Origin of the sequence: Burkholderia sp. AU38729 (assembly GCF_020419725.1) — a bacterium.
Classification (GTDB): Bacteria; Pseudomonadota; Gammaproteobacteria; order Burkholderiales; family Burkholderiaceae; genus Burkholderia.
Genome location: NZ_JAIZQO010000018.1, coordinates 1 through 24,470, shown reverse-complemented (window position 1 = coordinate 24,470; position 24,470 = coordinate 1). Strand labels below are relative to the sequence as shown.

The window sequence follows — 24,470 nt, the reverse complement described above, 5'->3', positions numbered from 1 at the left end:
CAAAAACGAATGACGAGCCACGAAGGGCTGTCGAACTGCAAATGCGCGGGCATTACTTGCCAATACAAAACCTGCTGAAAATCACCCCCAGCAGATCATCCGAAGTGAATTCCCCGGTAATCGCATTGAGCTGCTCCTGTGCGAGCCGCAGTTCCTCGGCAAACAGATCGAGCGACTGCGCCCTCTGCTCCGCATGATCCGCCGCCTGCGCGAGATGCTCCTGCGCAGCCCGCAGCGCAATCAGATGCCGCTCGCGCGCGAGATACACCCCTTCCGCCCCCGCCTGCCACCCTGCAATCCGCAGCAACTCCGCGCGCAGCATGTCGATCCCGTCGCCGCGCTTCGCCGACAGATGCACCTCGGTCAGATCGCCTTCCGCAGCCGGATGCTCGACACACGCCGCCACACCGGTCAGATCCGTCTTGTTCAGCACGCGCACCACCGGCACGCCGCCCGGAAACCGCGCGGCGATCACTTCGTCATCCGCCGTCATCCCGGTGCGCGAATCCAGCAGATGCAGCACGACATCCGCCCGCTCGATCTCGCTCCACGTCCGCGCGATACCGATCCGCTCGACCTCGTCCTCGGTCTCGCGCAACCCGGCCGTATCGATGATGTGCAGCGGAATCCCTTCGACCTGGATCGTCTGCGCGACCTTGTCGCGCGTCGTGCCCGCGATCGGCGTGACGATCGCCAGCTCCGCGCCGGCCAGCGCATTCAGCAACGACGACTTGCCGACGTTCGGCTGCCCCGCCAGCACGACCGACAGCCCTTCGCGCAGCAGCGCCCCCTGCCGCGCGTCGCCCAGCACCTGCGCGAGCTGCGCGCGGATCTTCGCGAGCTTGCCGCGCGCGTCGGCCGCTTCCAGGAAATCGATCTCTTCTTCCGGAAAATCGAGCGTCGCCTCGACCAGCATCCGCAGCGTGATCACGTCGTCGACGAGCGCATGGATCTGCCGCGAGAACGCGCCGTCGAGCGAACGCCCGGCCGAACGCGCGGCGGCTTCGGTGCTCGCCTCGATCAGGTCGGCGACGGCCTCGGCCTGCGCGAGGTCGAGCTTGTCATTCAGGAACGCGCGCCGCGTGAATTCGCCGGGCTCCGCGAGCCGCAGCCCGAAACCGCGCCCCACATCGAGGCAACGCTGCAGCAGCAACTGCATCACGATCGGCCCGCCGTGCCCCTGCAGCTCGAGCACGTGCTCGCCGGTGTACGAATGCGGCGCCGGGAAGTACAGCGCGATCCCGCGGTCGAGCGGCGCGCCGTGCTCGTCGAGGAACGGCACGTAGCTCGCGTGGCGCGGGGCGAGCTTCTGCCCGCACAACGCGTCGATCAGCGGCAACGCGGCCGCCTCGCCGCCGCGCCCGAACGACACGCGGACGACCCCGATGCCACCCCGGCCGGCAGCAGTGGCAATGGCGACGATCGGATCGGAATCGGTAGCGAGCATGGGAATCGAATGAATGGGATGAATCGGGTGATCAGTGAATATGGTGCGCCCGCGCAACACTTCGGGCGTCGGAACGCCGGCATTGTAGCGTGCCGGCACACACGTCACCGGCCGCCGCGCAGGATTCGGACACGCTCGAATTTATCCCGCCGGGGATAAGCCGAGTATCAGCCCGGCGCCATGTCGCAGCCACCGTTTCGGACGAGTATGCCTGCTGGAGGGGCCTAACGCTGCGGCCCTCAATTCCACCACCCACCCCGATCAAGACCGGGATTCATCTGAACGAGCTATGTTTATCCTGAATGGTTGTCTGGGACACGACGGTGGAATTGCACAATCTCCCCCATGCCGACATCCGAAGAAAAAGCCGCGTTCTCGGAACGCCTGAAATTCGCCCTGCGGCGCAGCCCGGAGAAGGTCACCGGTGCGACGGAGCTGGCGAACCGATTCAATCTGCGTCACCGCGGAGCACAGCCCGTTTCGCCGCAAACCGCGCATAAGTGGCTGACGGGCCGCACGATCCCGACGTCGGACAAACTCGTCACGCTCGCCGAATGGCTGCGCGTCGAAGTCCACTGGCTGCATTACGGCCCGTCGCCGAGCGTGATCGAACACCCGACGCCGCAACCGCTGCCGCGCGACGAGCGCTATCCGCCGACGCCCGAGACGATCGAACTCGCGTCGAAGATCGAAGCACTGTCGCCGCACCACCGCTACCTCGTGCAGGAACTGGTCGAGCAGTTCTACGGCGACTCGGGCGAAGCGAAGAAGGGCTGAACCCCCGCTACCGGACCCGCAAAAAGCAAAAAGCCGCATGGGCGAACCATGCGGCTTTTTTCGTGCCTCGCGGGGCGAACGCGCCGCCCCGCGTGTGCAACGGGCGTCAGGCCGGTTTCTTCTTGGCCCCGCCGAGCTTGCGCGTGATGTAGTACTGCTGTGCGATCGACAGCACGTTGTTCACGACGTAGTACAGCACGAGGCCGGCCGGGAAGAAGAAGAACATCACCGAGAACGCGATCGGCATGAACTTCATCATCTTTGCCTGGACCGGATCCGGCGGCGTCGGGTTCAGGCTCGTCTGCACGTACATCGAGACAGCCATCAGCACCGGCAGGATGAAGAACGGATCGCGCTGCGACAGGTCGTGAATCCACAGCACCCACGGCGCGCCGCGCATTTCGACCGACGCGAGCAGCACCCAGTACAGCGAGATGAACACCGGGATCTGGATCACGACCGGCAGGCAGCCGCCGAACGGATTGACCTTCTCGGTCTTGTACAGCTCCATCAGCGCGGCGTTCATCTTCTGCGGATCGCTCTTGAAGCGTTCGCGCAGCGCCTGCATGCGCGGCGTGATTTCCTTCATGCGCGCCATCGACTTGTAGCTCGCCGCCGACAGCGGGAAGAACACGGCCTTGATCAGGATCGTCAGCAGCACGATCGACCAGCCCCAGTTGCCGATGTAGCCGTGGATCTTCTCGAGCAGCCAGAACAGCGGCTTCGCGATGATCGTCACCCAGCCGTAGTCCTTCACGAGTTCCAGGCCCGGCGCGATGCCTTCGAGCATGCGCTCTTCTTCCGGACCGGCGAACAGGCGGGCCTGCACGTCGGCCGACTGGCCGGGCGCGATCGCGGCGACCGGCTGCTTCACGCCGACGCGGTACAGCGTCGGGTCGATCTTTTCAGCGTAGATGTCGCGCTTCACGCCCTGCTGCGGAATCCAGGCCGACGCGAAGTAGTGCTGCACCATCGCGACCCAGCCGTTGTCGGCGGAGGTCACGTAGTCGGCCTTGTTCTTGTCGAGGTCGCTGAAGTTGATCTTCTGGAAGTGCTTCGCGTCCGTGTAGACCGCCGGCCCGAGGAACGTGTGCGAGAACATCGGCGTTTCGACGGCCGTGTTGTCGCGCACCAGTTCCATGTAGACCGTCGGCGTGACCGGTGCCGTGCCGACGTTGTCGATCTTGGTGTCGACGCCGATCACGTAGCTGCCGCGCGTGAACGTGTAGGTCTTCACGACCTTCACGCCGCCCTTCACCGGCGATTCGAACGACAGCTTCAGCGCGTTCTGATCACCCGTCAGCGACGTCGTGCCCGGATTCAGCTGCGTGTAGACGTCGTTGTGGTTCGGGAAATCGCCGCCGAGCAGGCCCGAGCGTGCGAGATACGTGTGGCCGGCCGTGTGGTCGAACAGCGTGATGTACAGGTCGGGCTGCTTGCCGTCGCCCTGCTTCTTCAGCGTCAGCTTCGCGAGCGTGCCGCCGCGCGTGTCGATTTCGCCGTCATACACGTCGGTCGAGAACTTCACGAGCTGCGCCTGGGCGGCCGGTGCCGTCGTCGACGGTGCGGCGCCGGCTGCGGCGGCAGGCACTTCACCTGCGGTCGTCGTCGTCGCGCCCGTGCCCGATGCACCGCCGGCAGCGGCCGCGGGGGCCGTCTGCGTGGCGCTCGGGAAGAACATCGACGGGCGTCCATGGTCCCGCTGCCAGTTGTCGTACAGCATGACAGCTGACATGAAGAAGATCACCCATAGGACGGTGCGTTTGATATCCATGCGTTGTCTCAGAGTCGATGGGACCGCGCGTCGGCTTCGCCGCGAGCGCGAGTGTCGGAGTTGGGCGGCGGGACGAGGTCGATGCCGCCCGCGGAAAACGGATGGCATCGGCACACGCGCCTGACGGCGAGATACGTGCCGCGCGCGGCGCCATGATACTGGATTGCCTCGCGCGCGTAATCCGAACAGGAAGGATAAAAACGGCAACGGTTGCCGAGCATCGGGCTCACGGCAACCTTGTAGAAGCGCAGCAAGGCGATCAATACCGTTTCCATACCTTGGGCGACGCCGTTCGGCGCCGCGTCAAAACCGGCCGGGCAGGCGCGAACGCCGCACCGGGCACGGATGCGTCACTCGGACGCGGGCTTCGACGCACGGCGGGCGATCTCCCGGACTGCCCTGTCGAGCAGTTCGCGAATCTCGGCCGCACACATCGCCGCGAGCGGGGCGGAAGCCGCGCTCGGCAGCGCTTTCTTGTCGAAGCGCGTGTGCTGCCGCAGCAGCAGGTCGTAACCGGCGAATTCGGCCCGGCGCAGGCGAAACTGATCGCGCGCCAGCCGCTTCACGAGGTTACGTGTTACTGCACGCGGCGCATACTTCTTGCCGACGACGAGCCCCAGACGCGCGGGCTGACCGGTCGGCTTGCCGTAAATCACGAAGTGCGCGGAGCGCCGCCAGGGGCGCAAACGAAAAACGGATGAAAATTCATCCGTTTTCAGAAGTCGCGCAGCTTTCGGGAAGGCGGCTTTCGTCTGCGACGGATTCGCACCCGGCTCGACGGCACCTTCCGCAGGACTGCGGACGGCGGACACAGCGCGCAACCTGCCTTAGATGGCGAGGCGCTTGCGGCCCTTCGCGCGGCGAGCGTTGATGACCTTGCGGCCACCTGCCGTCTTCATGCGGACACGGAAGCCATGGGTGCGCTTGCGGCGCGTCACGGACGGTTGGTAAGTACGTTTCATGATGTTCTCACTTGTTCGAGAATGTCGAAATTCAGGGGACCGCGTGCCCTTAACCGTAGGCATTCGGGCGAACGCAATCGCCGGGAATACAGGATTGGTTTTCGCGGAACCCGCTATTTAAACCGTTTTTCCGTTGACGGTCAATACTTTAGGAGTCGATTGCCTGTGCCCACCCCGAGCGATCCGGCCCCGCGCATCACACAACCGGCCTGTGGATAACTCGCTCTGTGGCCGCGTTTGGCGGTAGAATCTCGCCTTATCTCCAAGAATCCCGCACGCCGCTTCGGCCCGCGCCTGCCCCTCCAACACTGTGACGCAGGCGTCCGAGGCACGCTCGCACGACCGCTTCGGGCCTTGTTGCGCTACCGCGACAAGGGCGCCGGCGAGCCGCGCTGTGCACGCAAAAAACGACAGTTACTTGATGAACGATTTCTGGCAACACTGTTCCGCACTGCTGGAGCGCGAGCTGACGCCCCAGCAGTACGTGACGTGGATCAAACCCTTGGCCCCGGTGGCCTTCGATGCGTCGGCGAACACGCTGTCCATCGCCGCGCCGAACCGCTTCAAGCTGGACTGGGTCAAGAGCCAGTTTTCGGGGCGGATCAGCGATCTGGCCCGCGAATTCTGGAACACGCCGATCGAAGTCCAGTTCGTCCTCGATCCCAAGGCAGGCATGCGCAGCGCCGCCGCCGGCGCAGCACCGGCCGCCCCGCGCGCGCCGCTGGCCCCGACCGGCCCCGCCGCGACGGTGGCCGCGATCGCCGCCAACCTGACTGCGAATGCTTCGGCAGCGCCCGCCGCGCCGGCCGACGTGCCGATGACGCCGTCGGCAGCCGCCGCGCATCACCTGAACGCCGACGACGCCGACATCGACCTGCCGAGCCTGCCCGCGCACGAAGCGGCCGCCGGCCGCCGCACGTGGCGCCCGGGCCCCGGCGCCGCGCCGGCCAACGGCGGCGAAGCCGATTCGATGTACGAGCGCTCGAAGCTGAACCCCGTGCTCACGTTCGACAACTTCGTGACCGGTAAGGCGAACCAGCTCGCGCGCGCCGCCGCGATCCAGGTCGCGGACAACCCGGGCATCTCGTACAACCCGCTGTTCCTGTACGGCGGCGTCGGCCTCGGCAAGACCCACCTGATCCACGCGATCGGTAACCAGCTGCTGCTCGACAAGGCCGGCGCGCGGATCCGCTACATCCACGCCGAGCAATACGTGTCGGACGTGGTGAAGGCGTACCAGCGCAAGGCGTTCGACGACTTCAAGCGCTACTACCATTCGCTCGACCTGCTGCTGATCGACGATATCCAGTTCTTCTCCGGCAAGTCGCGCACGCAAGAGGAGTTCTTCTACGCGTTCGAGGCGCTGGTCGCGAACAAGGCGCAGGTGATCATCACCAGCGACACGTATCCGAAGGAGATTTCGGGCATCGACGATCGCCTGATCTCGCGCTTCGACTCGGGCCTCACCGTCGCGATCGAGCCGCCCGAGCTTGAGATGCGCGTCGCGATCCTGATGCGCAAGGCGCAGTCGGAAGGCGTGAACCTGTCGGAAGACGTCGCGTTCTTCGTCGCGAAGCATCTGCGCTCGAACGTGCGCGAACTCGAAGGCGCGCTGCGCAAGATCCTCGCGTATTCGAAGTTCCACGGCCGCGAGATCTCGATCGAGCTGACCAAGGAAGCGCTGAAGGACCTGCTGACCGTGCAGAACCGGCAGATTTCGGTCGAGAACATCCAGAAGACCGTCGCCGACTTCTACAACATCAAGGTCGCCGACATGTATTCGAAGAAGCGCCCCGCGAACATCGCGCGGCCGCGGCAGATCGCGATGTATCTCGCGAAGGAACTCACGCAGAAGAGCCTGCCGGAAATCGGCGAGCTGTTCGGCGGGCGCGATCACACCACCGTGCTGCACGCGGTGCGCAAGATCGCCGACGAACGCAGCAAGGACGCGCAGCTCAACCACGAGCTGCACGTGCTGGAACAGACGCTGAAGGGCTGAGCGCGACGCGCGCTTGATAATTCGGCCTCCGCCCCAATTTAAGGGGGGCGGTTCGGTTTTGAGGCACAATACTGGTTTGACCGCCCCGGTGGTGGCGGGCCAAGAGCCCGGCCGGCGGGGCGCTGCGAGGCTGCTGCGCTGCAGGCCGTTACTCAACGAAGGAACTCTATGCAACTGGTCAAGACCGAACGAGACACCCTCCTCAGGCCGCTGCAAACGGTCAGCGGCATCGTCGAACGCCGCCATACGTTGCCGATCCTCGCCAACCTGCTGATCACCAAGAACGGCTCGGACGTTTCGTTCCTGTCGACCGACCTGGAGCTGCAGATCACCACGCGCGCCGATTTCGGCGTCGGCGGCGACCAGGTTGCGACCACCGTCGCGGCGCGCAAGCTGCTCGACATCCTGCGCGCGATGCCTGACGGCCAGGTCACGCTGTCGCTCGCCGACAAGCGCCTCACCGTTCAATCGGGCAAGAGCCGTTTCGCACTGCAGACGCTGGCGGCCGACGAGTTCCCGACCGTCGCGCAGGCGAAGGATTTCGGCGCAACCCTGACCGTCCCGCAGAAGTCGTTCCGCCAGCTGCTCGGCATGGTGCACTTCGCGATGGCGCAGCAGGACATCCGCTACTACCTGAACGGCATGCTGCTCGTCGTCGACGGCGACCAGCTGATGGCCGTGGCCACCGACGGCCACCGCCTCGCGTTCTCGTCGATGAAGCTCGAAGGCGGCACGTTCGGCCGCCAGGAAGTCATCGTGCCGCGCAAGACGATTCTCGAGCTGCAACGCCTGCTCGAAGACATCGACGACACCGTCACCATCGACATCGCGCAAACCCAGGCCAAGTTCACGTTCGGCCAGGTCGAGCTCGTGTCGAAACTCGTCGAGGGCAAGTTCCCCGACTTCCAGCGCGTGATCCCGAAGGCGCACAAGAACACGTTCGAAATCGGCCGTGAAGAGCTGCAGCGTTCGCTGCAACGCGCGGCCATTCTGACCTCGGACAAGTTCAAGGGCGTGCGCTGCATCATCGCGCCGGGCCAGCTGAAGATCATGTCGACCAACGCCGATCAGGAAGAAGCGCAGGAAGAACTGGAAATCGCCTACCAGGGCGATACCGTCGACATCGGCTTCAACGTCACGTATCTGCTCGACGTGCTCGCGAACCTGAAGGTCGACACCGTGCAGGTGAGCCTCGGCGACGCCAGCTCGAGCGCGCTGATTACCGTGCCCGAGAACGACGAGTTCAAGTATGTCGTGATGCCGATGCGCATCTGACGCGCTCGACATCGCGACACACACCAGGGGGCGGCAAGCCCCTTTGGCGTTTTTATGGCGAACCGACAACCCGTCCCTTTGGTGCCCTAACGGCGCCTCGGTCGGGCCAGGAAAACTGGAGCGGCCCGGCGTTTTCGCAAGGAAACGCACCGCGCCGCCGCTTGAGTGGCCTCGCAGAACCGGAAGATATCCATGAGTGAACAGCACAATTCGCAACCCGATAACAGCAGCTACGGCGCCTCGTCGATCCAGATCCTCGAAGGTCTGGAAGCAGTGCGCAAGCGCCCCGGGATGTACATCGGCGACACGTCGGACGGCACCGGTCTGCACCACCTCGTGTTCGAGGTGCTCGACAACTCGATCGACGAAGCGTTGGCCGGGTACTGCAACGACATCCACGTGACGATTCACGCCGACAACTCGATTTCCGTGACCGACAACGGCCGCGGGATTCCGACCGACGTGAAGATGAACGACAAGCACGAGCCGAAGCGCAGCGCCGCGGAAATCGTGATGACCGAGCTGCATGCCGGCGGCAAGTTCGACCAGAACAGCTACAAGGTGTCCGGCGGCCTGCACGGCGTGGGTGTGTCGTGCGTGAACGCGCTGTCGAGCTGGCTGCGCCTCACGGTGCGCCGCGACGGCAAGAAGCGGTTCATGGAGTTCCATCGCGGCGTCGCGCAGGATCGCGTGCTCGAGGTCGTCGATGGTGTCGAAGTGTCGCCGATGCTGGTGACGGGTGACACCGAGAACCGCGGCACCGAAGTGCACTTCATGGCCGATCCGACGATTTTCGGCACGGTCGAATATCACTACGACATCCTCGCGAAGCGGATGCGCGAGCTTTCGTTCCTGAACAACGGTGTGCGGATTCGCCTCACCGACTTGCGTTCGGGCAAGGAAGACGATTTCGCGTTCGCCGGCGGTGTGAAGGGCTTCGTCGAGTACATCAACAAGACGAAGACCAACCTGCACCCGACGGTGTTCTTCGCCAACGGCGAGAAGGATGGCGTGGGCGTTGAAGTCGCGATGCAGTGGAACGACAGCTACAACGAAAACGTGCTGTGCTTCACGAACAACATTCCGCAGCGCGACGGCGGCACGCACTTGACCGGCCTGCGGGCCGCGATGACGCGCGTCATCAACAAGTACATCACCGACAACGAAATCGCGAAGAAGGCGAAGGTCGAGACGACCGGCGACGACATGCGCGAAGGTTTGTCGTGCGTGCTGTCCGTGAAGGTGCCGGAGCCGAAGTTCAGCTCGCAGACGAAGGACAAGCTGGTTTCTTCCGAGGTTCGTGCGCCGGTTGAAGAAGTTGTGGCGAAGGCGCTGGAAGAATTCCTTTTGGAAACGCCGATCGACGCGAAGATCATCTGCGGCAAGATCGTTGAAGCGGCTCGTGCGCGTGATGCTGCGCGGAAGGCTCGCGAAATGACGCGCCGCAAGGGCGTGCTCGACGGCGTCGGCCTGCCCGGCAAGCTCGCGGACTGCCAGGAGAAAGACCCGGCGAAGTGCGAAATCTACATCGTCGAGGGTGACTCGGCAGGTGGGTCGGCGAAGCAAGGGCGTGACCGGAAGTTCCAGGCGATCCTGCCGCTGCGCGGCAAGGTGCTGAACGTCGAGAAGGCGCGCTACGACAAGCTGCTGTCGTCGGAGCAGATCGTCACGCTCGTGACCGCGCTTGGGTGCGGGATCGGCAAAGAGGATTACAACCTCGACAAGCTGCGCTATCACCGCATCATCATCATGACCGACGCGGACGTCGACGGTGCGCACATCCGGACGCTGCTGCTCACGTTCCTCTATCGCCAGATGCCGGACATGATCGAGCGCGGCTATGTGTATATCGCGCAGCCGCCGCTTTACAAGATCAAGGCGGGCAAGGACGAGCGGTATCTGAAGGATGACGTGGAACTCAACGCGCACATGCTGCGGTTGGCGCTGCAAGGGTCGGAGCTGGTGCCGGGTGAGAACGCGGCGGCGATTTCGGGCGATGCGCTTGGGGAGCTCGCGCGGTCGTATCTGCTGTCGCAGAGCGTGATCGAGCGGTTGAGCCGGTTGTATGACCCGGCCGCGCTGGAAGCGGTCATGGACGGCGTGGTGATCGATCTTTCCAACGAAGAGTCGACCGAGGCTTCGGCGAAGGCGCTGCACGCTGCGTTGCATGATGAAGCGCTGAAGAACGAAGTGCGCGTGGTGCCTTCGTATGACCCGGTTCGCGAACAGCGCGCGCTGCATGTCGAGCGGACGCATCACGGCAACGTGCGCGTTTCGGTCATCGACCAGGAATTCCAGCACACGGCGGATTATCAGCAGCTCGTGACCACCGCGAATACGTTCAAGGGGCTGATTGGGGAAGGTGCGGTCATCAAGCGCGGTGAGCGCAGCATGGCCGTGGCGGACTTCAAGAGCGCGATGAAGTGGCTGCTGGCGGATGCGGAACGGAACGTTTCGAAGCAGCGGTATAAGGGGCTCGGCGAGATGAACCCCGAGCAGCTGTGGGAAACGACGATGGATCCGGCAGTGCGGCGTCTGCTGCGTGTGCAGATCGAAGACGCGATTGCTGCGGATGGGATCTTTACTACCCTCATGGGGGATGATGTGGAGCCGCGGCGGGCGTTTATTGAGTCGAATGCGTTGCGGGCGGGGAATATCGACGTTTGAGCGGTGATCGCACGCGTAGGGCGCCAGAGTAAGTGTGGCTGGCGCCACCGTTGTGCGATTCGGCGACAAAGTTTTTGCGACTGCCCTACACGTAGTGAAATCCGGCTCGTTACCAGTCTTCTAGATCTTGATCCGTGGTGTCGGCGCCATAAACAGGTGAAAATCGCACCCAAGGATCATGGCAGGCCCTGATTGCTCATAGAGCACAAACGCCCGGCACGACCGGGCCCCTCTTCGATGAGACACTACACGACACGGCCGCGCACCTTTGCCGAGGACACTTACTGTGAAGTGAGAGCACTCGCGGTGTTGTTGCCTTGTGATATTATCAGTATCCGATATCATGGGGAGATACCGTATGAGGACTGTGGTTGGAATTCGCGCCTCTGAGCCCAAGATACAAGTCGAAAGTCTCAACGAATCGCCAACTATTTGGTTTGATTCTTGGCGTCAGCTTGCCGGCGTTTTGTCTGATGAGAATCGGGCATTGCTGCGCACCATGAAAGAGCATCAGCCTCGAACCGTGCTCGAGTTATCTACTCTTTCCGGCCGTGCTCCAAGCAACCTTTCTCGTACATTGAAAACGCTTGAAGGGCATGGACTTGTGCGATTGCATCGCTCGGCTGCGTCGCGAGCTATCAGACCGGAGGCCATGTCGACCGAGTTTCTTGTGGTGCTCGACTAGTCCCGCTTGTTCGTACAACAACACCACCAGTGGGCAAGGATGGACAAGAAGGAACTCAGCGAGCGCGACATCTGCACGAAATATATTACCCCTGCCATTCAGCAAGCTGGATGGCAGATGCACCAATTCCGCGAGGAAGTCAACCTCACTGACGGTCGTGTCGTGGTGCGAGGCAAGCTCGCTGCGCGAGTGAAGAACCCTACAGCTAAGGGCGGCCCTAAGCGCGCTGATTTTGTACTTTATGCCCGGCCCAATGTCCCGATTGCCGTCATAGAAGCTAAGCAAGCCAAGTTTTCTGTCGGCCACGGCATGCAACAAGCTCTAGCCTACGCTGAGATGTTGGACGCGCCGTTCGCCATCAGCAGCAACGGCGATGGGTTTTTGTTACACGACCGCACAGGACTGACACAACCCGTCGAGCGCGAACTGTCGCTCGCCCAGTTCCCTGCGCTCGTTGAACTCTGGCCCGTGTACCAGCAATGGAAAGGGCTCACCGATTTAGCCAGTATCAAGCTGGTCGAACAACCGTTTTACGCCGATGGTAGCGACAAGGAACCGCGCTACTACCAGTGCGTTGCCGTCAACCGTGTGATTGAGGCCATTGCCAAAGGCCAACAGCGAGTGTTGCTGGTCATGGCTACCGGCACGGGCAAGACCTACACGGCCTTTCAGATCATCTGGCGGCTTTGGAAGGCCAAGGCCAAGAAACGCATCCTGTTTCTGGCAGATCGCAATATCCTGGTCGATCAAACCATGCAGCAGGACTTCGCTCCCTTCGGCGAAGTAATGCACAAGATCACCAATCGCGAAGTCAAGAAGCATTATGAGATCTATCTGGCGCTCTACCAGGCTGTGACTGGCCGCGAGGAATGGAAGCAGATCTACCGTCAGTTCCCGGTGGACTTCTTTGACCTGATCGTAATTGACGAATGCCACCGCGGTAGCGCCGCCGACGATTCTGCCTGGCGAGAAGTGTTGGACTACTTTAGCGGCTCCACCCACCTTGGCCTAACGGCCACGCCCAAGGAAACCAAGGAGACTAGCAACATCGCTTACTTTGGTGATCCGGTTTACACCTATTCACTCAAGCAAGGCATCGAAGATGGGTTCCTTGCCCCGTACAAAGTGATCCGCATTGCCACTGACGTCGACGCCGTGGGTTACACCCCAGTGAAAGGCAAGATCGACAAACTGGGGCAGGCTGTCGCACTGCGGCAATACAACACGAAAGACTTCGACCGCAACCTGGTGTTGGAAAAGCGCACCCGGCTGGTTGCCCGCAAGGTTTGGGAATACCTTCAAGCCACGGACCCTCTGGCCAAAACCATCATCTTCTGCGACGACCAGGATCATGCTGAACGCCTTCGTCAAGAGCTCGTGAAGCTTATCCCGGCCGCTGCCAGTAATCGCCGGTACGTGATGCGAATCACTGGCGATGATGACGAGGGCAAAGCTCAGCTTTCCTACTTTATCGACAACGATGAACCTTACCCCGTCATAGCCACCACCTCGAAGCTGCTCACGACTGGCGTCGATGCCAAGACGTGCAAGCTTATCGTGCTGGACCAGAACATCAATTCGATGACCGAGTTCAAGCAGATCATCGGTCGCGGCACCCGCTTGCGCGAGGACTATCAGAAGCTCTACTTCACCATCATGGATTTCAAGGGTGCCACGCGCCTATTCGCCGATCCCGACTTCGACGGTGAACCCGTTGCTATCTACGAACCTGAACCGGACGAACCAGTCGTGCCGCCGGATACAGTCACACTGCCCGGCCCCTCCGAGATGGACGCGCGCCCCTATGGCTCTGGTTCAGTAGGCGACGACGACAACACACCTGACGGAGATGCAGGTGAAAGCGAAGGTCGCGTTAGGTATGTCATCGACGACGTAAACGTGAGGGTGGCCGTAGAGCGCTCTCAATACCTAGACGCTAACGGCAAGCTTATTACTGAAGACTACCGCGTCTTGCTCAAAGACGACATCAGGAAAGCTTTGCAGGCCGAGTTCGGCAGTCTCACCGAATTCTTGCGCCGCTGGAACCGTGCGGAGCGCAAGCAGGCCGTGCTGGAGGAGTTGGCGGAGCACGGAATCCCGCTGGAGATATTGCAACATGCCGTGCCCAACGGGGTTGAGTTCGATGTCTTCGATCTAGTTGCCCACGTTGCCTTTGAACAGACCCCGCTGACCCGTCGAGAGCGAGCCAACAACGTCAAGAAGCGCAACGTGTTTGGCCAGTACGGCGACCAAGCCCGCGCCGTGCTCGAAGCCTTGCTCGACAAGTTTGCAGACCACGGCGTGCAGGACATTGAGGATACCAAGGTATTGGAGCTGCCGCCTTTCGACCAATTTGGCAGCAAGACGCACATCCGGCGCAGCATCTTCGGCGGTGTCGCGCAATACAGCCAAGCCGTGCAAGCGCTCGAACAGGCGCTGTACGACGTTCCCGAACAAAAGCAGGCTTGAAGACCTCAGGCCATTTGATAGAGAACTATGCGATGAATCTCAGCAGTACCATTAAATCCATCCAGGACATCATGCGCAAAGACGATGGTGTTGATGGCGACGCTCAGCGTCTCGGCCAGCTCACTTGGATGCTTTTTCTGAAGGTTTTTGACCAGCGTGAACTGGAATGGGAAGACGATGATCCGAATTACCGATCGCCTATTCCCGAGTGTCTGCGCTGGCGCAATTGGGCAGCCTACAAGATTGATGACGCCGGCAAAAAGCAGCACAAGATCGATCCCAGTGCGGTGATCAGCTTCGTTAACAACGAGCTGTTTCCGACGCTGAAAGAAACCGACCCTAGTCTGAGTCGCCAACACAAAGTCATCAAACAGGTTTTTGAGGACTCCAATAATTTCATGAAGTCGGGCCCGCAAATGCTGGCCGTAATCGGGAAGCTTGAAGACGCAATTGACTTCAACAATTTCAAGACCCGTGCCAGCTTAGGGGACGTGTATGAGCAAATGCTCAACGACCTGCGCGGTGCGGGCAATGCTGGCGAATTCTATACGCCGCGCGCCATCACGGCCTTCATGGTCGCGCAGATAAACCCAAGTCTGAAAAGACGCGAGTCAGTGTTGGACCCGGCATGTGGCACGGGCGGCTTTCTGACAGCTGCCATCGATCACTTCCGCAATGAGCTGAAGCGAATGAAATCCCCGCGTCCTGACGACAAACGGGCCATCGAGAATTTGATCCGTGGCATCGAAAAAAAGCAATTGCCACACCTGCTGTGCGTCACCAACATGCTGCTGCATGAGATTGACGTGCCAGATCAGATCGAGCATAAGAATACGCTCAGCATTGGATGGAACGAATGGCGAGCTGATCAGCGCGCTCACTGCATCATCACCAACCCACCCTTTGGCGGCTATGAAGATGACCGCGTCGGGGCCGGTTATCATCATCCCACCAAAGAAACTGCCGACCTGTTCATGCAGCTTATTATCAAGCTATTGGAGGAGAATGGCCGTGCCGCCGTAGTGCTGCCTGATGGATTCCTGTTTGGAGAAGGCATCAAGGGTGAAATCAAACGCCGACTAATGCAACAATGCAAGTTGCACACCATCATCCGCCTACCCAAAGGCGTGTTCGCGCCTTATACCTCGATCAAAACCAATTTGCTGTTCTTCACCAAAGGCAACCGAGTCGATGACGGCAGCGAGCACTTCCATACCGATGCCATATGGTTCTACGAACACCCCTACCCGCCGGGCTACAAGAGCTATTCCAAGACCAAGCCTATCCAGCTTGAAGAATTCAAGCCCGAGCAGGAGTGGTGGGGAAGCGAGGCCAACGACTTCGCAGATCGAGTGGAAAACGAATTCGCATGGAAGGTGGACTTCAAGGCCCTGCGCGAGCAGGCTGAAGCCGCTGCCGCACCGCACTGGCAACGCGCTGAAAGTCTGAACAACCAGTCTGCCACACTTGAAAGTGATGCCACGGACCTGCGCAAGAGCCTGGCGGGCTGTACCGATACAGCGTACCGCGAAAAAGTTGAAGCCGAGATTGCGGAGCTGCGAGCTCGCGCCGAGTCCCTGCGTCTGCAAGCCCGGGATGCTCAAGCGGCGGGCGACCGCCTGTACTGGCCCATCTACAACTTGGACATCAAGAACCCCAATGCGCCAGAAGCGGAATCTCACGACCCTGATCTGCTGTTGGGAAAGTACATAAAACTACTCAGCGATATCGAAGAAACCGAAAATCGGCTCAAGAGCGAGCTGGCTGGCGCACTAGCGCATCACTTCAGAACCGATACTGTGGCAGCAAGCGGTGTAGCCGACGTAGCCGAACAGGCACAAGGGAAGCGGGAATGAGCCGGCACGACGGAGGGAAGGTCTGATGGATGCACAGCAGTTCTTGGCAGCGTTTGGGCATGTGGCGAACGCACCTGGAGGGATTGGTCAACTTCGAGAGCTGGTCTTGCATTTGGCTGTATCTGGAGACTTGACTTATGGCGATTCTCCTGTCGACGCGTCGCCATTGCTCGACAGCATTGATGAACGCAAGCGGAATCATCCCGACAAAAAGAAGGTCGTCGCAAAACAGGCACCGATTTCTCGTACGAGTATCAATGCACCATCGCATTGGGCCGTTTGTCGACTGGGTGATATCGCGCTGACCATTACGGGAGGCGGAACGCCGTCAAAGAGTCACCCTGAGTACTGGGGTGGAGACATTCCGTGGGCGAGCGTCAAGGATTTGAAGGACCTGAAATTCCTCGATACCACTGCAGATCACATCACAGAAAAAGGGCTGACACACAGCGCGTCCAACCTCATCCCCCCCGGCCGGGTCATCGTTTGCACACGAATGGGGCTCGGCAAGGCTGTGATCAACCGCGTTGCGCTGGCTATCAATCAAGATTTGAAAGCACTGGAATTGCCTCCTGAGGTTAGTGCCGACTTTTTCTTGATTCTCTACAAAACGCGCCATTTGAAAGGGACTGGAACGACCGTCTCCGGCATCAAACAGGATGACCTTCTGGCACTACCAGTGGTATTACCCTCTGTCACGGAGCAAGTCCACATCGTCCATCAAGTCAATGCCCTGATGGAATTGTGCGACAAGCTGGAAGCACAGCAACAAGCACGCCGAACACTGCAGAACACCCTACGTCAGGCCAGCTTGCAAGCCGTCGCCATTGCCAGCAGCTCAAACGAGCTGCAAGCCACCTGGACACGTCTGGCCGTGAACTTCGGCCGGCTATTTCACGCACCGGAAGATGTCGTGGCATTCAAAGGGGCCATCCTGGACCTTGCTATGTCTGGACAGTTGGTCAACCCTGAGCATCATCAGGCGTCGAGTGGCACGGAGCTGATCGAAAAAATCGCGGCCAAGCGGATTGCGTGGTCACAGACTGCGGCGGGGCAAGAGCAGAAAGAAGCTTTGTCGATGTTGAAAAAGCTTCGAATCCAAAACGCGCCCGAGCCTGATGTCACGTTGCCAGATCGTTGGGTATGGGCCACGTTGCTGCAAACGGCAAAAGTGATCATAGACTGCGACCACAAGACGCCCAGTTACTCAGCAACCGGCATCCATCTCATCCGTACAACAGACATTCGCAATGGACGCATGCACCTTCATGCAACCAAGAAGGTGACAACAGAAAGTCACCTCACCCGGTCTAAGCGACTGACACCAGAACCTGGCGACATCTTCTTCACCCGCGAAGCGCCGATGGGTGAAGCGGCTATTGTGCCGAACGGGCAGACTGTTTGCCTCGGCCAAAGGCTCATGCTCGTCAGGTTATTTGGCGATCTCTTCAATAACCGCTTCCTGGTCTACGCGATCCAAAGTCCCTCTTTCCAGAAGCGCATGCAAACGGCTGCGATTGGTATGGCAGTAAAACATATTAACGTCGGTGATGTTGAGAATTTGATGATTCCCGTGCCTCCGCGCATTGAACAGGATCGGATCGTATCGGCCGTCGATGCACTGTTTGCCTTGTGCGATCACTACGCAGATCAATTGTCCGGAAAGCTGCGAATGGCCAGCCATCTGGCCACCAGTACCGTCGCTAAACTAACTGGCGCTACCCCAACCGAAGAACCCATGAAGGCCCCTCAAACTGAACTGATCGCCCGACTGTGCCAGGGCAACACGCCTGACCTCAAGGCTCAGGCTCCTTTGGCCACCATCCTCGCCCGCCATCAAGGTGAGATGCCCGCCAAAGACCTTTGGCAACGCTTTGGGGGCGAGATCGATGCTTTCTACGCGCAGCTCAAGACTGAGGTAGCCCAAGGCTGGATCTTGGAGCCTACCGTGGGCGAGGTGCGCGAAGTGCAACCAGCATCGGCAGGAGTTTAAGATGCAGTTGCAGCGCCTGTGCCTGCCGCACTTCCGCAATCTGCGCGGGTTGGACGTCAGCTTTGCCTCACACCTTCCGCCCGCCGAAGGTTCAGCACTGGATACTCCGCCCCGCCCCATCCGCAGCTATGCAATGATCGGCCAGAACGGCACGGGCAAATCCAACCTGATCGAAGCGCTGATCACCATCTTCCGCGACATCGATCTCGACCGGCCCCAAGCACCGTTCGACTACGAGCTTGCCTACAGTGTTCGTGGCCACCAGGTGCGCATTGTGGCCGACAGTACGCGCCAGAAGCTGCCATTCGTATGGGTGAACGGTAAGTCCGAGTCCCAGGGCTTTTTGGTCAAGCACGCGCGTGAGTATCTGCCGTCGCATGTGTTTGCCTACTACTCGGGCAAGAACGAACGCATGGAAGCGCTGTTTCGCACGCATCAAGATCGCTACAAGCAACTGCTGCGACAAGATGGCGATGATCTGGTGCGTCGCTTGTTTTACTGCCGTAGTGGCCACAGCCAGCTAGTGCTGTTGGCTTGTTTGCTGTCTGACGACCCCATGTTCAAGAAATTGCTGGGCAAGTTGAACATCGAAGCCATCGAATCCGCGCTGTTCGTGCTGAAGAAGCCATATGCCGCTCGCGATCTGGACGAGCAAGACATCGCGGAGGGCGACCCGCGTTTTTGGTATCAGCGCGGCACAGTGGTAAACGACTTTCTGGATAAACTGTGGCAGGTGGCGTGGGCGCCTGTACAGGAAACCCGACAGGTCGTCACCGACTTCCGTCGCCGGCCCGAAAAGCAGGAGCTGCTTTATCTGTTCGTGCCCGATCAGGCTCGCTTGAAGGACCTAGGCGAGAAAATTGGCACACCTGAGAGATTCTTCCGATATGCCGAGGCCGCCTACATCGGTGACCTCCTGGAAGAGGTACGTATCACCGTGAAAAAGCGCACCGGCCATGGCGGTGATGTGGAGTTTAAGCAATTGTCAGAAGGTGAGCTGCAGATGCTCACTGTGCTGGGCCTGATGCGCGTCACGCGTGAGGATCATTGCCTGTTCCTACTGGACGAACCCGATACCCACCTGAACCCGTTGTGGAAGCTGCGCTACTTCGATGACATCGAAAGTGTGCTGCAACCCGGTGACGGCGCGTTGCAGGGTGAATCTCAAATCGTTATCACCACCCATGACCCGATGATGGTGGGCAGCCTGCGGCGCGAGCAAGTGCACATCTTGCGGCGTGAGGGAGAAAAGAGCGTGGTAGACGTGCCTCACGAGCACCCGCAAGGCATGGGCGTGGCTGGCCTATTGAAGAGCGAGCTGTTTGGGTTGCCTTCGACCCTGGACCAGCAAACACTAGACGATCTGCAACGGCGTAACGAACTGTTGGCCAGGCAAAACAACGAGCGTTTGACCCCCGCCGAAGAAGAAGAACTTGAGCGCCTGCGTCACTATTTGGAAGAGCTAGGCTTCTCACGCGAGTACCGCGACCCGATGTACAAGTTGTTTGTACAGAAGATGTACGAGGCCAAGTCGCAGCCCATCAACAAGCTATTGACGCCCGAAGAGCTGGCCGAGCAAGAGGCCCTCGCATCCGCCATCATCAAGGAGCTGGTCGCCAAGGAGCGCAAGGGCGAGCTAGCAGAGCTGGCCAAGCTTTTGAAGCACGGGGGAGAATGAATCATGCGCAAAATCGTGATTCTCCCTGGACAGATACCTCCGCAAGACTGGCTGGACGAGGCACACCAAGTGACCGATGCTCTGGCCGCTGCGCAAAGTGATGACGAGCGCAATGCACTCATCGAAAAGCACGCCAAGCTGTGGCGCGATGAGCGCATCCGCGGATGGCTGCTGAGCCTATTTCACAATAAATGCTGGTACACGGAGGCGCAGGAGACTGTTTCGTCCTACCATGTTGACCACTATCGCCCTAAAGGCCAGGTGACCGACATTGGGCGCACCAAACCTGAAGCTGGCTACTGGTGGCTCGCGTTTGATTGGCATAACTACCGTATCTGCGGCCAACTCATCAATGTCAAGAAGAGCGATGTATTTCCGCTTGTGAATGGGCATCGAGCCACGCATGGCGAGGACGGCAGCCTACGACTGGAGGCACCAACCTTAATCGATCCTACCACCGATGATGCCAGGCTCATTAGTTTTGAAATGGACGAGGACGGCTGCAGGGCTGTGCCCATGCCTGGCGCTGACCATGACGATTGCGCGCGTGTAGAGGCAACTATCGAGATCATTGGGCTCAACCGCCTAGACAAACTGAATCAGAAAAGAGCAGATGTTTGGCGGGATTGCCAGGAAAAGTTGACCAGTTACGAAGTTGCTGCGCAAGAGCCGCCTGCGCTGAAGAAACTACGGCGCGCACTCATCCTCGATGACCTAAAAAAACGGGTGCGGTATGAAAGCGAGCTGTCGTCCGTCGCGGAAGCATGTATCCGGAAATTGGGAACCGATCTTGTTAAAGCGCAGGTTTATGGCTGATACCCGCCCGTCAGTGCGAACAATGACAGCCGCGTCTTCCTACTCGTTAGCGCGTGCTATGTGACCTGCCCCCTACAAACAGGGCTAGCCGGAGTCTAGTAAAGTTCGTTCTCGGAGACGAAGACGAACATGAAGAAGCGCTTTACGGAGCTGTGAACGCTCGACCTTGCCATTGAGGTGTGGCGAGCGTGGCGGGATCGGTCGGAATTTGATGCATTCGCTCATCAAGCGCCGCTGCACCGACTCGGCGAAAAACTCACCGCCTCGGTCTGGATACGCTGGATCGGGAACGGCATCTCCTCAATGACGCGATCAAGAAAAAGCAGCGTATTGCGGGCATTTCTACGTCGGTATATCGCCAGTACCCGGAATCTCGAACAGTCGTCGATCGCCGTGTATTGGTACGCACCTCGAGCGATTTTCATCGTGTCCATCTGGACGCGGTCTCCAGGCACCGGCCGGCAATAGCGTTTCGGCTGCGCCGGTCGCCTAGATCGAATCAACGGCTTTACACCCACCTCGCTCAAGATCTTGTGAATGGTCGCGAGAGATAGTTCTCGTTGCTGGTGCAGCCGCAAATCACTCTGGATTCGCCGTGCGCCTTTGCGTTCGGCACGCAATCGGAGGATCGTCGCCCGATCAGCCGCGGAAACCTTCTGGTTTGGGCTGCGGAGTGGACGCCGGCTTCGAGACTGGAGTCCCGCCTCTCCAGCTTCCTGGTAGCGGCGTAGCCATTTGCGAAGTGTCGGTCGAGATATGCCACATCGCGCGCACACGAGGCCGGCATTGCCGGTCTCGCGATACATGCGTACCCAACGTAATTGCGCTGCGATTTCTCGGTCCATCGCTTCATTTTAGTTGAAACGATGTCTATGAATCACATAGCTAACAACCCCATCACCATCGGTCCTCAGCTCCCCTCAGCCGATCTCGATAGCGAATATCCCTCGTCCGAATCGCATCGAGCCACTCCGCCCACTGCTCTCCACTCAAATAGGCACTCGTCGGCGGTCGTCGCCTATCAATAAAGGTGTCCTGCTCAGCCAAACTCAGACGCTCCCAATACCGATCCCATACATTCTCATACCAATACTGCGCATCTCCCTGCAGGTTGTATATCAACGGCCCGAGCTCGTACCACGCCAGCCACGGCGGTGGCGGATTGAATCCGGATGCCGAAACTGAGCGAACAAGCTCGACATCGTTCGTCAGCAAACTGACCTGCTTCCCGGAGAAGCGATCAACACTGGAAAAGAATGTGTGCTGCGTCGCATCTCGCGCGAACTGTCTCGGCCCCACCCGCTCGCTGCCCGCTGCCACAAGATTGACGTAGACCGGGAACTGTTCGACTTCGACATCCTGCGTCACGCAGAACGCTTTGACGCCAAGGTCTCCCATCCATACTGCACCTGGATAGTCAGGAAACGACTCTGATCGCAGTGCCGTCGACGTTCCCGCAAACGTCTCGCGCAAATACGCAAGATCCGCCTCAAAAAGCTGCTCGATCGCCACCTGTTGCTGCTCGAACAACTCTCGCGACGCACGCCTGCGTTGGCGCGCCTCAACGAAATCGCCAAGCATTCTCTTCAAGGTCGACACATCCTCACCCCTTCATTCGCCGACGACCTCGTCGGCAGCAAGACCGCCCCCGAAATACCCGATGGAGCCAAAAACAACGCCACCGACGAGCCCGGTTATCACGGCACCCGGTCCAGTCTCGATACCGACCAGCGCCCCAGCAGCCGCGCCTATCTTCCAACCGGCAATGGCGCCACCCCAACCGCCCATTTGACGAATCACCTCTTTCTCAATTGGCTTCACGGACTTCGCCCGGAACGACTGGTTCGTTGCAACGGCCAGATCGTACGCGGTGAATCCGATCCCGACGACTTGAACCACACGCGCGAATTTAACCAGCCCGAGTGTCACCGCCAGCCCGCGCTCGGTGTAAATCCCTGACGGCGGAACCATCGGATTCGGCTTAATGAGAACCTCCTTGTCGAGCCCCTCCGCGTAGCTCTTGATCCGGGCAATCCTGTTTTTCAGGTGAGGGTACTCTGCCGCATATCTATCCAGCTCCAGCTTGATCTCCTGCGTCGTTACGAGCTTGGCGCCTGCCCGCTTGGCCTGGGCGATATCGACGTAAAGCACCTTGCCCTTGAATCGATCGGCTCCTCCAGGAAAGTCGCTGCTGGTAGAGATGTAGCTCGTCAACTTGTCATAGCCCATGACGTGTTCGGCAACGCTGGCGGTCGAACCCGGCCCCTTGGGCCACAGCCCGTATTTCTCGGGATGCACCTCCCGCATCGCCTCGATCGGCCTCAGCTGAAGAGATTGCAAGTATGGATCGTGAATGGTCGTGTAGCAGCGCCGAACGAGGAATCCATCTTTACCAGGCTCATCCACCACCACCAGCACGAATACGCGAGCAGGCATCAAATGCCCGAGGACGTCGTACTGCGATCCCGATCGATCGTTTGTCGGCGTTCGATAGATGTAGTCGCTCATCGCTCCCACCTTTCCAGCGCCTGAATGCCCACCGCGATGTCGAGTTGCTGAGGATTCTCCGTGTATACGCGCCGACAGCATCCCTGACTGTCGGTCAGCCCTTTGTATGTCGCACCAGATGCAGAACGAATGTGATACGGAACACCGGATATTGGATTACCGGCACGATCTACGACTCGCACCTGTTCGTCATGCGAATCTCGGCAATGTTGAGGTAGTGGATTTCCTCCGGGACCAAAACCCATCTCGGCAAGTTCGCCTGCCGTGAAATTCATAGACGCCGTCTTTTGAGAAGCGTGCATGACAGGGCTGGGGTGGCAGCGGCAAGCACATCGATCACCATCAAGCGCAGCATGCTTGCCCATGATCGCGTCGTGCCGCCGCGGTCCGTGAGCGACGACGACACCTATTGAATCGCACGCGGAGCAGTAAACCTCCGCGCCTAGAAATGTCACCGGAGTGCCATGATGTACGAAGAACGTCATGCCCTCCAAAACGACCCCGCCGTTCGACGACCGGTCTCCTTTCTTGAGATAGAACCGTCTCATTTCTCTTCGCCTTATTTTATTAGGTATGCGAAGTCATATCATGGCCTTCATCAGCAAACCATTGGACGCGTACGAAACTCTTTTCGGAAGTGGAAGCGCATCATTCCGATGCATCTGCCGCTCGGCTAGTTCGTTTGCAACACTGATTTATGAGATGCGATACGCACTAAACTTCTTATTGCTTCACCGATACGGAGAAGCGATCTGCTCCACAGCGCGAATCGGAAGAGAGGCTGGCACGAGCAAAGCTGTAAAAGCGCGGGCCGCATGGGCTGCCACCCATACGACCCGCTGACCTCAACCAACTCATCACAGGAGTCGGAAGATGGCTAACGCCTATAGTAAGTCACGTCCCAAGAAGCTCAAACAGTATCCCGAGGTTGAGCTGACCCTCGGCAACAAGCCGGACCTTCCCCAGGATGGCCAACCGTACATGCCATGGATGCGCGCCATCGACGCGCATTTCGAGATGTTCGGATTCAAACCGGGTGATCGCGTCTATCTCCGGTTCAGCTTTGCTTCCCGAAGGGTCATCATCACGCCCGACTACAGCGCGCTGAACTGGCGAGAGCAGTCCTATGGTGCAGCTGCCCAAGAAGAGGATAAGGAAGAGGAATACACAGCGCTGGCCGCTTTGCGCAACTCTACTGCCTGGTGACGGCTCGGCGTGAGGCACTTCGGAACACGCCTTGATGCAAATGGTCTGCGGCGGCGCTGCAAGTAACTTCAACAACCGTCACAACAGACGAAAAGTTGCGTTCCGCTCTCTCGGCATTCGCCGGCATCGCAAGCATCAGCGCATGCAGCACGACAAGCATCCATGCCGAGTACTCCGCGCACATTTCCGCTGCGCCAATGCAAAAACCCCCGCCTTTCGGGCGGGGGTTTCTGGCTTAGGGAGCCTGACGATTACCTACTTTCACACGGGAATCCGCACTATCATCGGCGTAGAGTCGTTTCACGGTCCTGTTCGGGATGGGAAGGGGTGGGACCGACTCGCTATGGTCATCAGGCAA

General features: G+C 59.7%; 19 protein-coding genes, 1 rRNA gene and 1 pseudogene. 11 read left to right on the top strand and 10 right to left on the bottom strand.

Features of this window, described 5'->3' with window-relative positions; all coding sequences use genetic code 11:
• Positions 1-52: 52 nt before the first annotated feature.
• Entirely contained in the window at positions 53-1,447 is a 1,395-nt protein-coding gene (gene mnmE, locus LGM56_RS33950) for a tRNA uridine-5-carboxymethylaminomethyl(34) synthesis GTPase MnmE (RefSeq protein WP_226207956.1), read from the bottom strand.
• A gap of 345 nt (positions 1,448-1,792) precedes the next feature.
• On the opposite strand from mnmE, the gene LGM56_RS33945 reads away from it, so the two are divergent.
• Entirely contained in the window at positions 1,793-2,224 is a 432-nt protein-coding gene (locus LGM56_RS33945) for a helix-turn-helix domain-containing protein (RefSeq protein WP_089426622.1), read from the top strand.
• Positions 2,225-2,330: 106 nt separating this feature from the next.
• Here LGM56_RS33945 and yidC read toward each other — a convergent pair whose 3' ends face one another.
• From yidC to rpmH, 4 genes are all read right to left on the bottom strand, one after another.
• Positions 2,331-3,998 carry a membrane protein insertase YidC gene (gene yidC / locus LGM56_RS33940; protein ID WP_206148517.1) on the bottom strand — a complete coding sequence of 556 codons (1,668 nt, stop codon included), beginning with the start codon at positions 3,996-3,998 and terminating at the stop codon, positions 2,331-2,333.
• Positions 3,999-4,006: 8 nt separating this feature from the next.
• The gene (yidD, locus tag LGM56_RS33935) at positions 4,007-4,273 is read right to left on the bottom strand and encodes a membrane protein insertion efficiency factor YidD (protein ID WP_006750110.1); all 267 of its coding nucleotides are present in this window, start codon (positions 4,271-4,273) and stop codon (positions 4,007-4,009) included.
• A gap of 75 nt (positions 4,274-4,348) precedes the next feature.
• The gene (gene rnpA, locus LGM56_RS33930; protein ID WP_039364627.1) at positions 4,349-4,810 is read right to left on the bottom strand and encodes a ribonuclease P protein component; all 462 of its coding nucleotides are present in this window, start codon (positions 4,808-4,810) and stop codon (positions 4,349-4,351) included.
• A gap of 15 nt (positions 4,811-4,825) precedes the next feature.
• Positions 4,826-4,960, bottom strand: coding sequence for a 50S ribosomal protein L34 (gene rpmH / locus LGM56_RS33925; protein WP_004198824.1), 135 nt, complete (start codon positions 4,958-4,960; stop codon positions 4,826-4,828).
• Positions 4,961-5,381: 421 nt separating this feature from the next.
• Between rpmH and dnaA the strand changes: the two genes are divergently transcribed.
• From dnaA to LGM56_RS33880, 9 genes are all read left to right on the top strand, one after another.
• Positions 5,382-6,959: a chromosomal replication initiator protein DnaA gene (gene dnaA / locus LGM56_RS33920; RefSeq protein WP_089460201.1), complete on the top strand. Its 1,578-nt coding sequence runs from the start codon at positions 5,382-5,384 to the stop codon at positions 6,957-6,959.
• Between the two features lie 168 nt (positions 6,960-7,127).
• A complete protein-coding gene (dnaN, locus tag LGM56_RS33915; protein ID WP_039364632.1) occupies positions 7,128-8,234 on the top strand; it encodes a DNA polymerase III subunit beta in 1,107 nt (368 codons plus the stop codon).
• Between the two features lie 192 nt (positions 8,235-8,426).
• Entirely contained in the window at positions 8,427-10,901 is a 2,475-nt protein-coding gene (gene gyrB / locus LGM56_RS33910) for a DNA topoisomerase (ATP-hydrolyzing) subunit B (RefSeq protein ID WP_039364634.1), read from the top strand.
• Positions 10,902-11,244: 343 nt separating this feature from the next.
• Entirely contained in the window at positions 11,245-11,586 is a 342-nt protein-coding gene (locus tag LGM56_RS33905; RefSeq protein ID WP_319000789.1) for a helix-turn-helix domain-containing protein, read from the top strand.
• 39 nt (positions 11,587-11,625) lie between these two features.
• Entirely contained in the window at positions 11,626-14,055 is a 2,430-nt protein-coding gene (gene hsdR / locus LGM56_RS33900; RefSeq protein ID WP_226207954.1) for an EcoAI/FtnUII family type I restriction enzme subunit R, read from the top strand.
• A 32-nt stretch (positions 14,056-14,087) separates the two neighbouring features.
• Positions 14,088-15,911 carry an N-6 DNA methylase gene (locus LGM56_RS33895; RefSeq protein ID WP_226207953.1) on the top strand — a complete coding sequence of 608 codons (1,824 nt, stop codon included), beginning with the start codon at positions 14,088-14,090 and terminating at the stop codon, positions 15,909-15,911.
• Between the two features lie 25 nt (positions 15,912-15,936).
• Positions 15,937-17,904 (top strand): restriction endonuclease subunit S, encoded by a 1,968-nt coding sequence (locus tag LGM56_RS33890; protein WP_226207952.1) that lies wholly within the window; start codon positions 15,937-15,939, stop codon positions 17,902-17,904.
• A gap of 1 nt (position 17,905) precedes the next feature.
• Positions 17,906-19,582 carry an AAA family ATPase gene (locus tag LGM56_RS33885; protein ID WP_226207951.1) on the top strand — a complete coding sequence of 559 codons (1,677 nt, stop codon included), beginning with the start codon at positions 17,906-17,908 and terminating at the stop codon, positions 19,580-19,582.
• Between the two features lie 3 nt (positions 19,583-19,585).
• Positions 19,586-20,398, top strand: a complete 813-nt coding sequence (locus tag LGM56_RS33880; protein ID WP_226207950.1) for a hypothetical protein — start codon at positions 19,586-19,588, stop codon at positions 20,396-20,398.
• Between the two features lie 150 nt (positions 20,399-20,548).
• Here LGM56_RS33880 and LGM56_RS33875 read toward each other — a convergent pair.
• The 4 genes and pseudogenes from LGM56_RS33875 to LGM56_RS37065 all read right to left on the bottom strand — a co-directional run.
• Positions 20,549-21,243 (bottom strand): annotated as a pseudogene (locus LGM56_RS33875) (helix-turn-helix domain-containing protein); the annotation flags it as partial.
• A 52-nt stretch (positions 21,244-21,295) separates the two neighbouring features.
• Entirely contained in the window at positions 21,296-21,988 is a 693-nt protein-coding gene (locus LGM56_RS33870) for a hypothetical protein (RefSeq protein WP_226207949.1), read from the bottom strand.
• Positions 21,989-22,009: 21 nt separating this feature from the next.
• Positions 22,010-22,906 carry a glycine zipper family protein gene (locus tag LGM56_RS33865; RefSeq protein ID WP_226207948.1) on the bottom strand — a complete coding sequence of 299 codons (897 nt, stop codon included), beginning with the start codon at positions 22,904-22,906 and terminating at the stop codon, positions 22,010-22,012.
• Positions 22,903-23,454, bottom strand: coding sequence for a PAAR domain-containing protein (locus LGM56_RS37065; RefSeq protein WP_226207947.1), 552 nt, complete (start codon positions 23,452-23,454; stop codon positions 22,903-22,905). The genes LGM56_RS33865 and LGM56_RS37065 overlap by 4 nt, the downstream gene beginning before the upstream one ends.
• A 325-nt stretch (positions 23,455-23,779) precedes the next feature.
• On the opposite strand from LGM56_RS37065, the gene LGM56_RS33855 reads away from it, so the two are divergent.
• On the top strand, positions 23,780-24,112 hold the full coding sequence (locus LGM56_RS33855; protein ID WP_226207946.1) for a hypothetical protein: 333 nt from the start codon (positions 23,780-23,782) through the stop codon (positions 24,110-24,112).
• Positions 24,113-24,354: 242 nt separating this feature from the next.
• On the opposite strand, the gene rrf is transcribed toward LGM56_RS33855, so the two are convergent.
• Positions 24,355-24,467, bottom strand: a 5S ribosomal RNA gene (gene rrf / locus LGM56_RS33850).
• Positions 24,468-24,470: the final 3 nt, after the last annotated feature.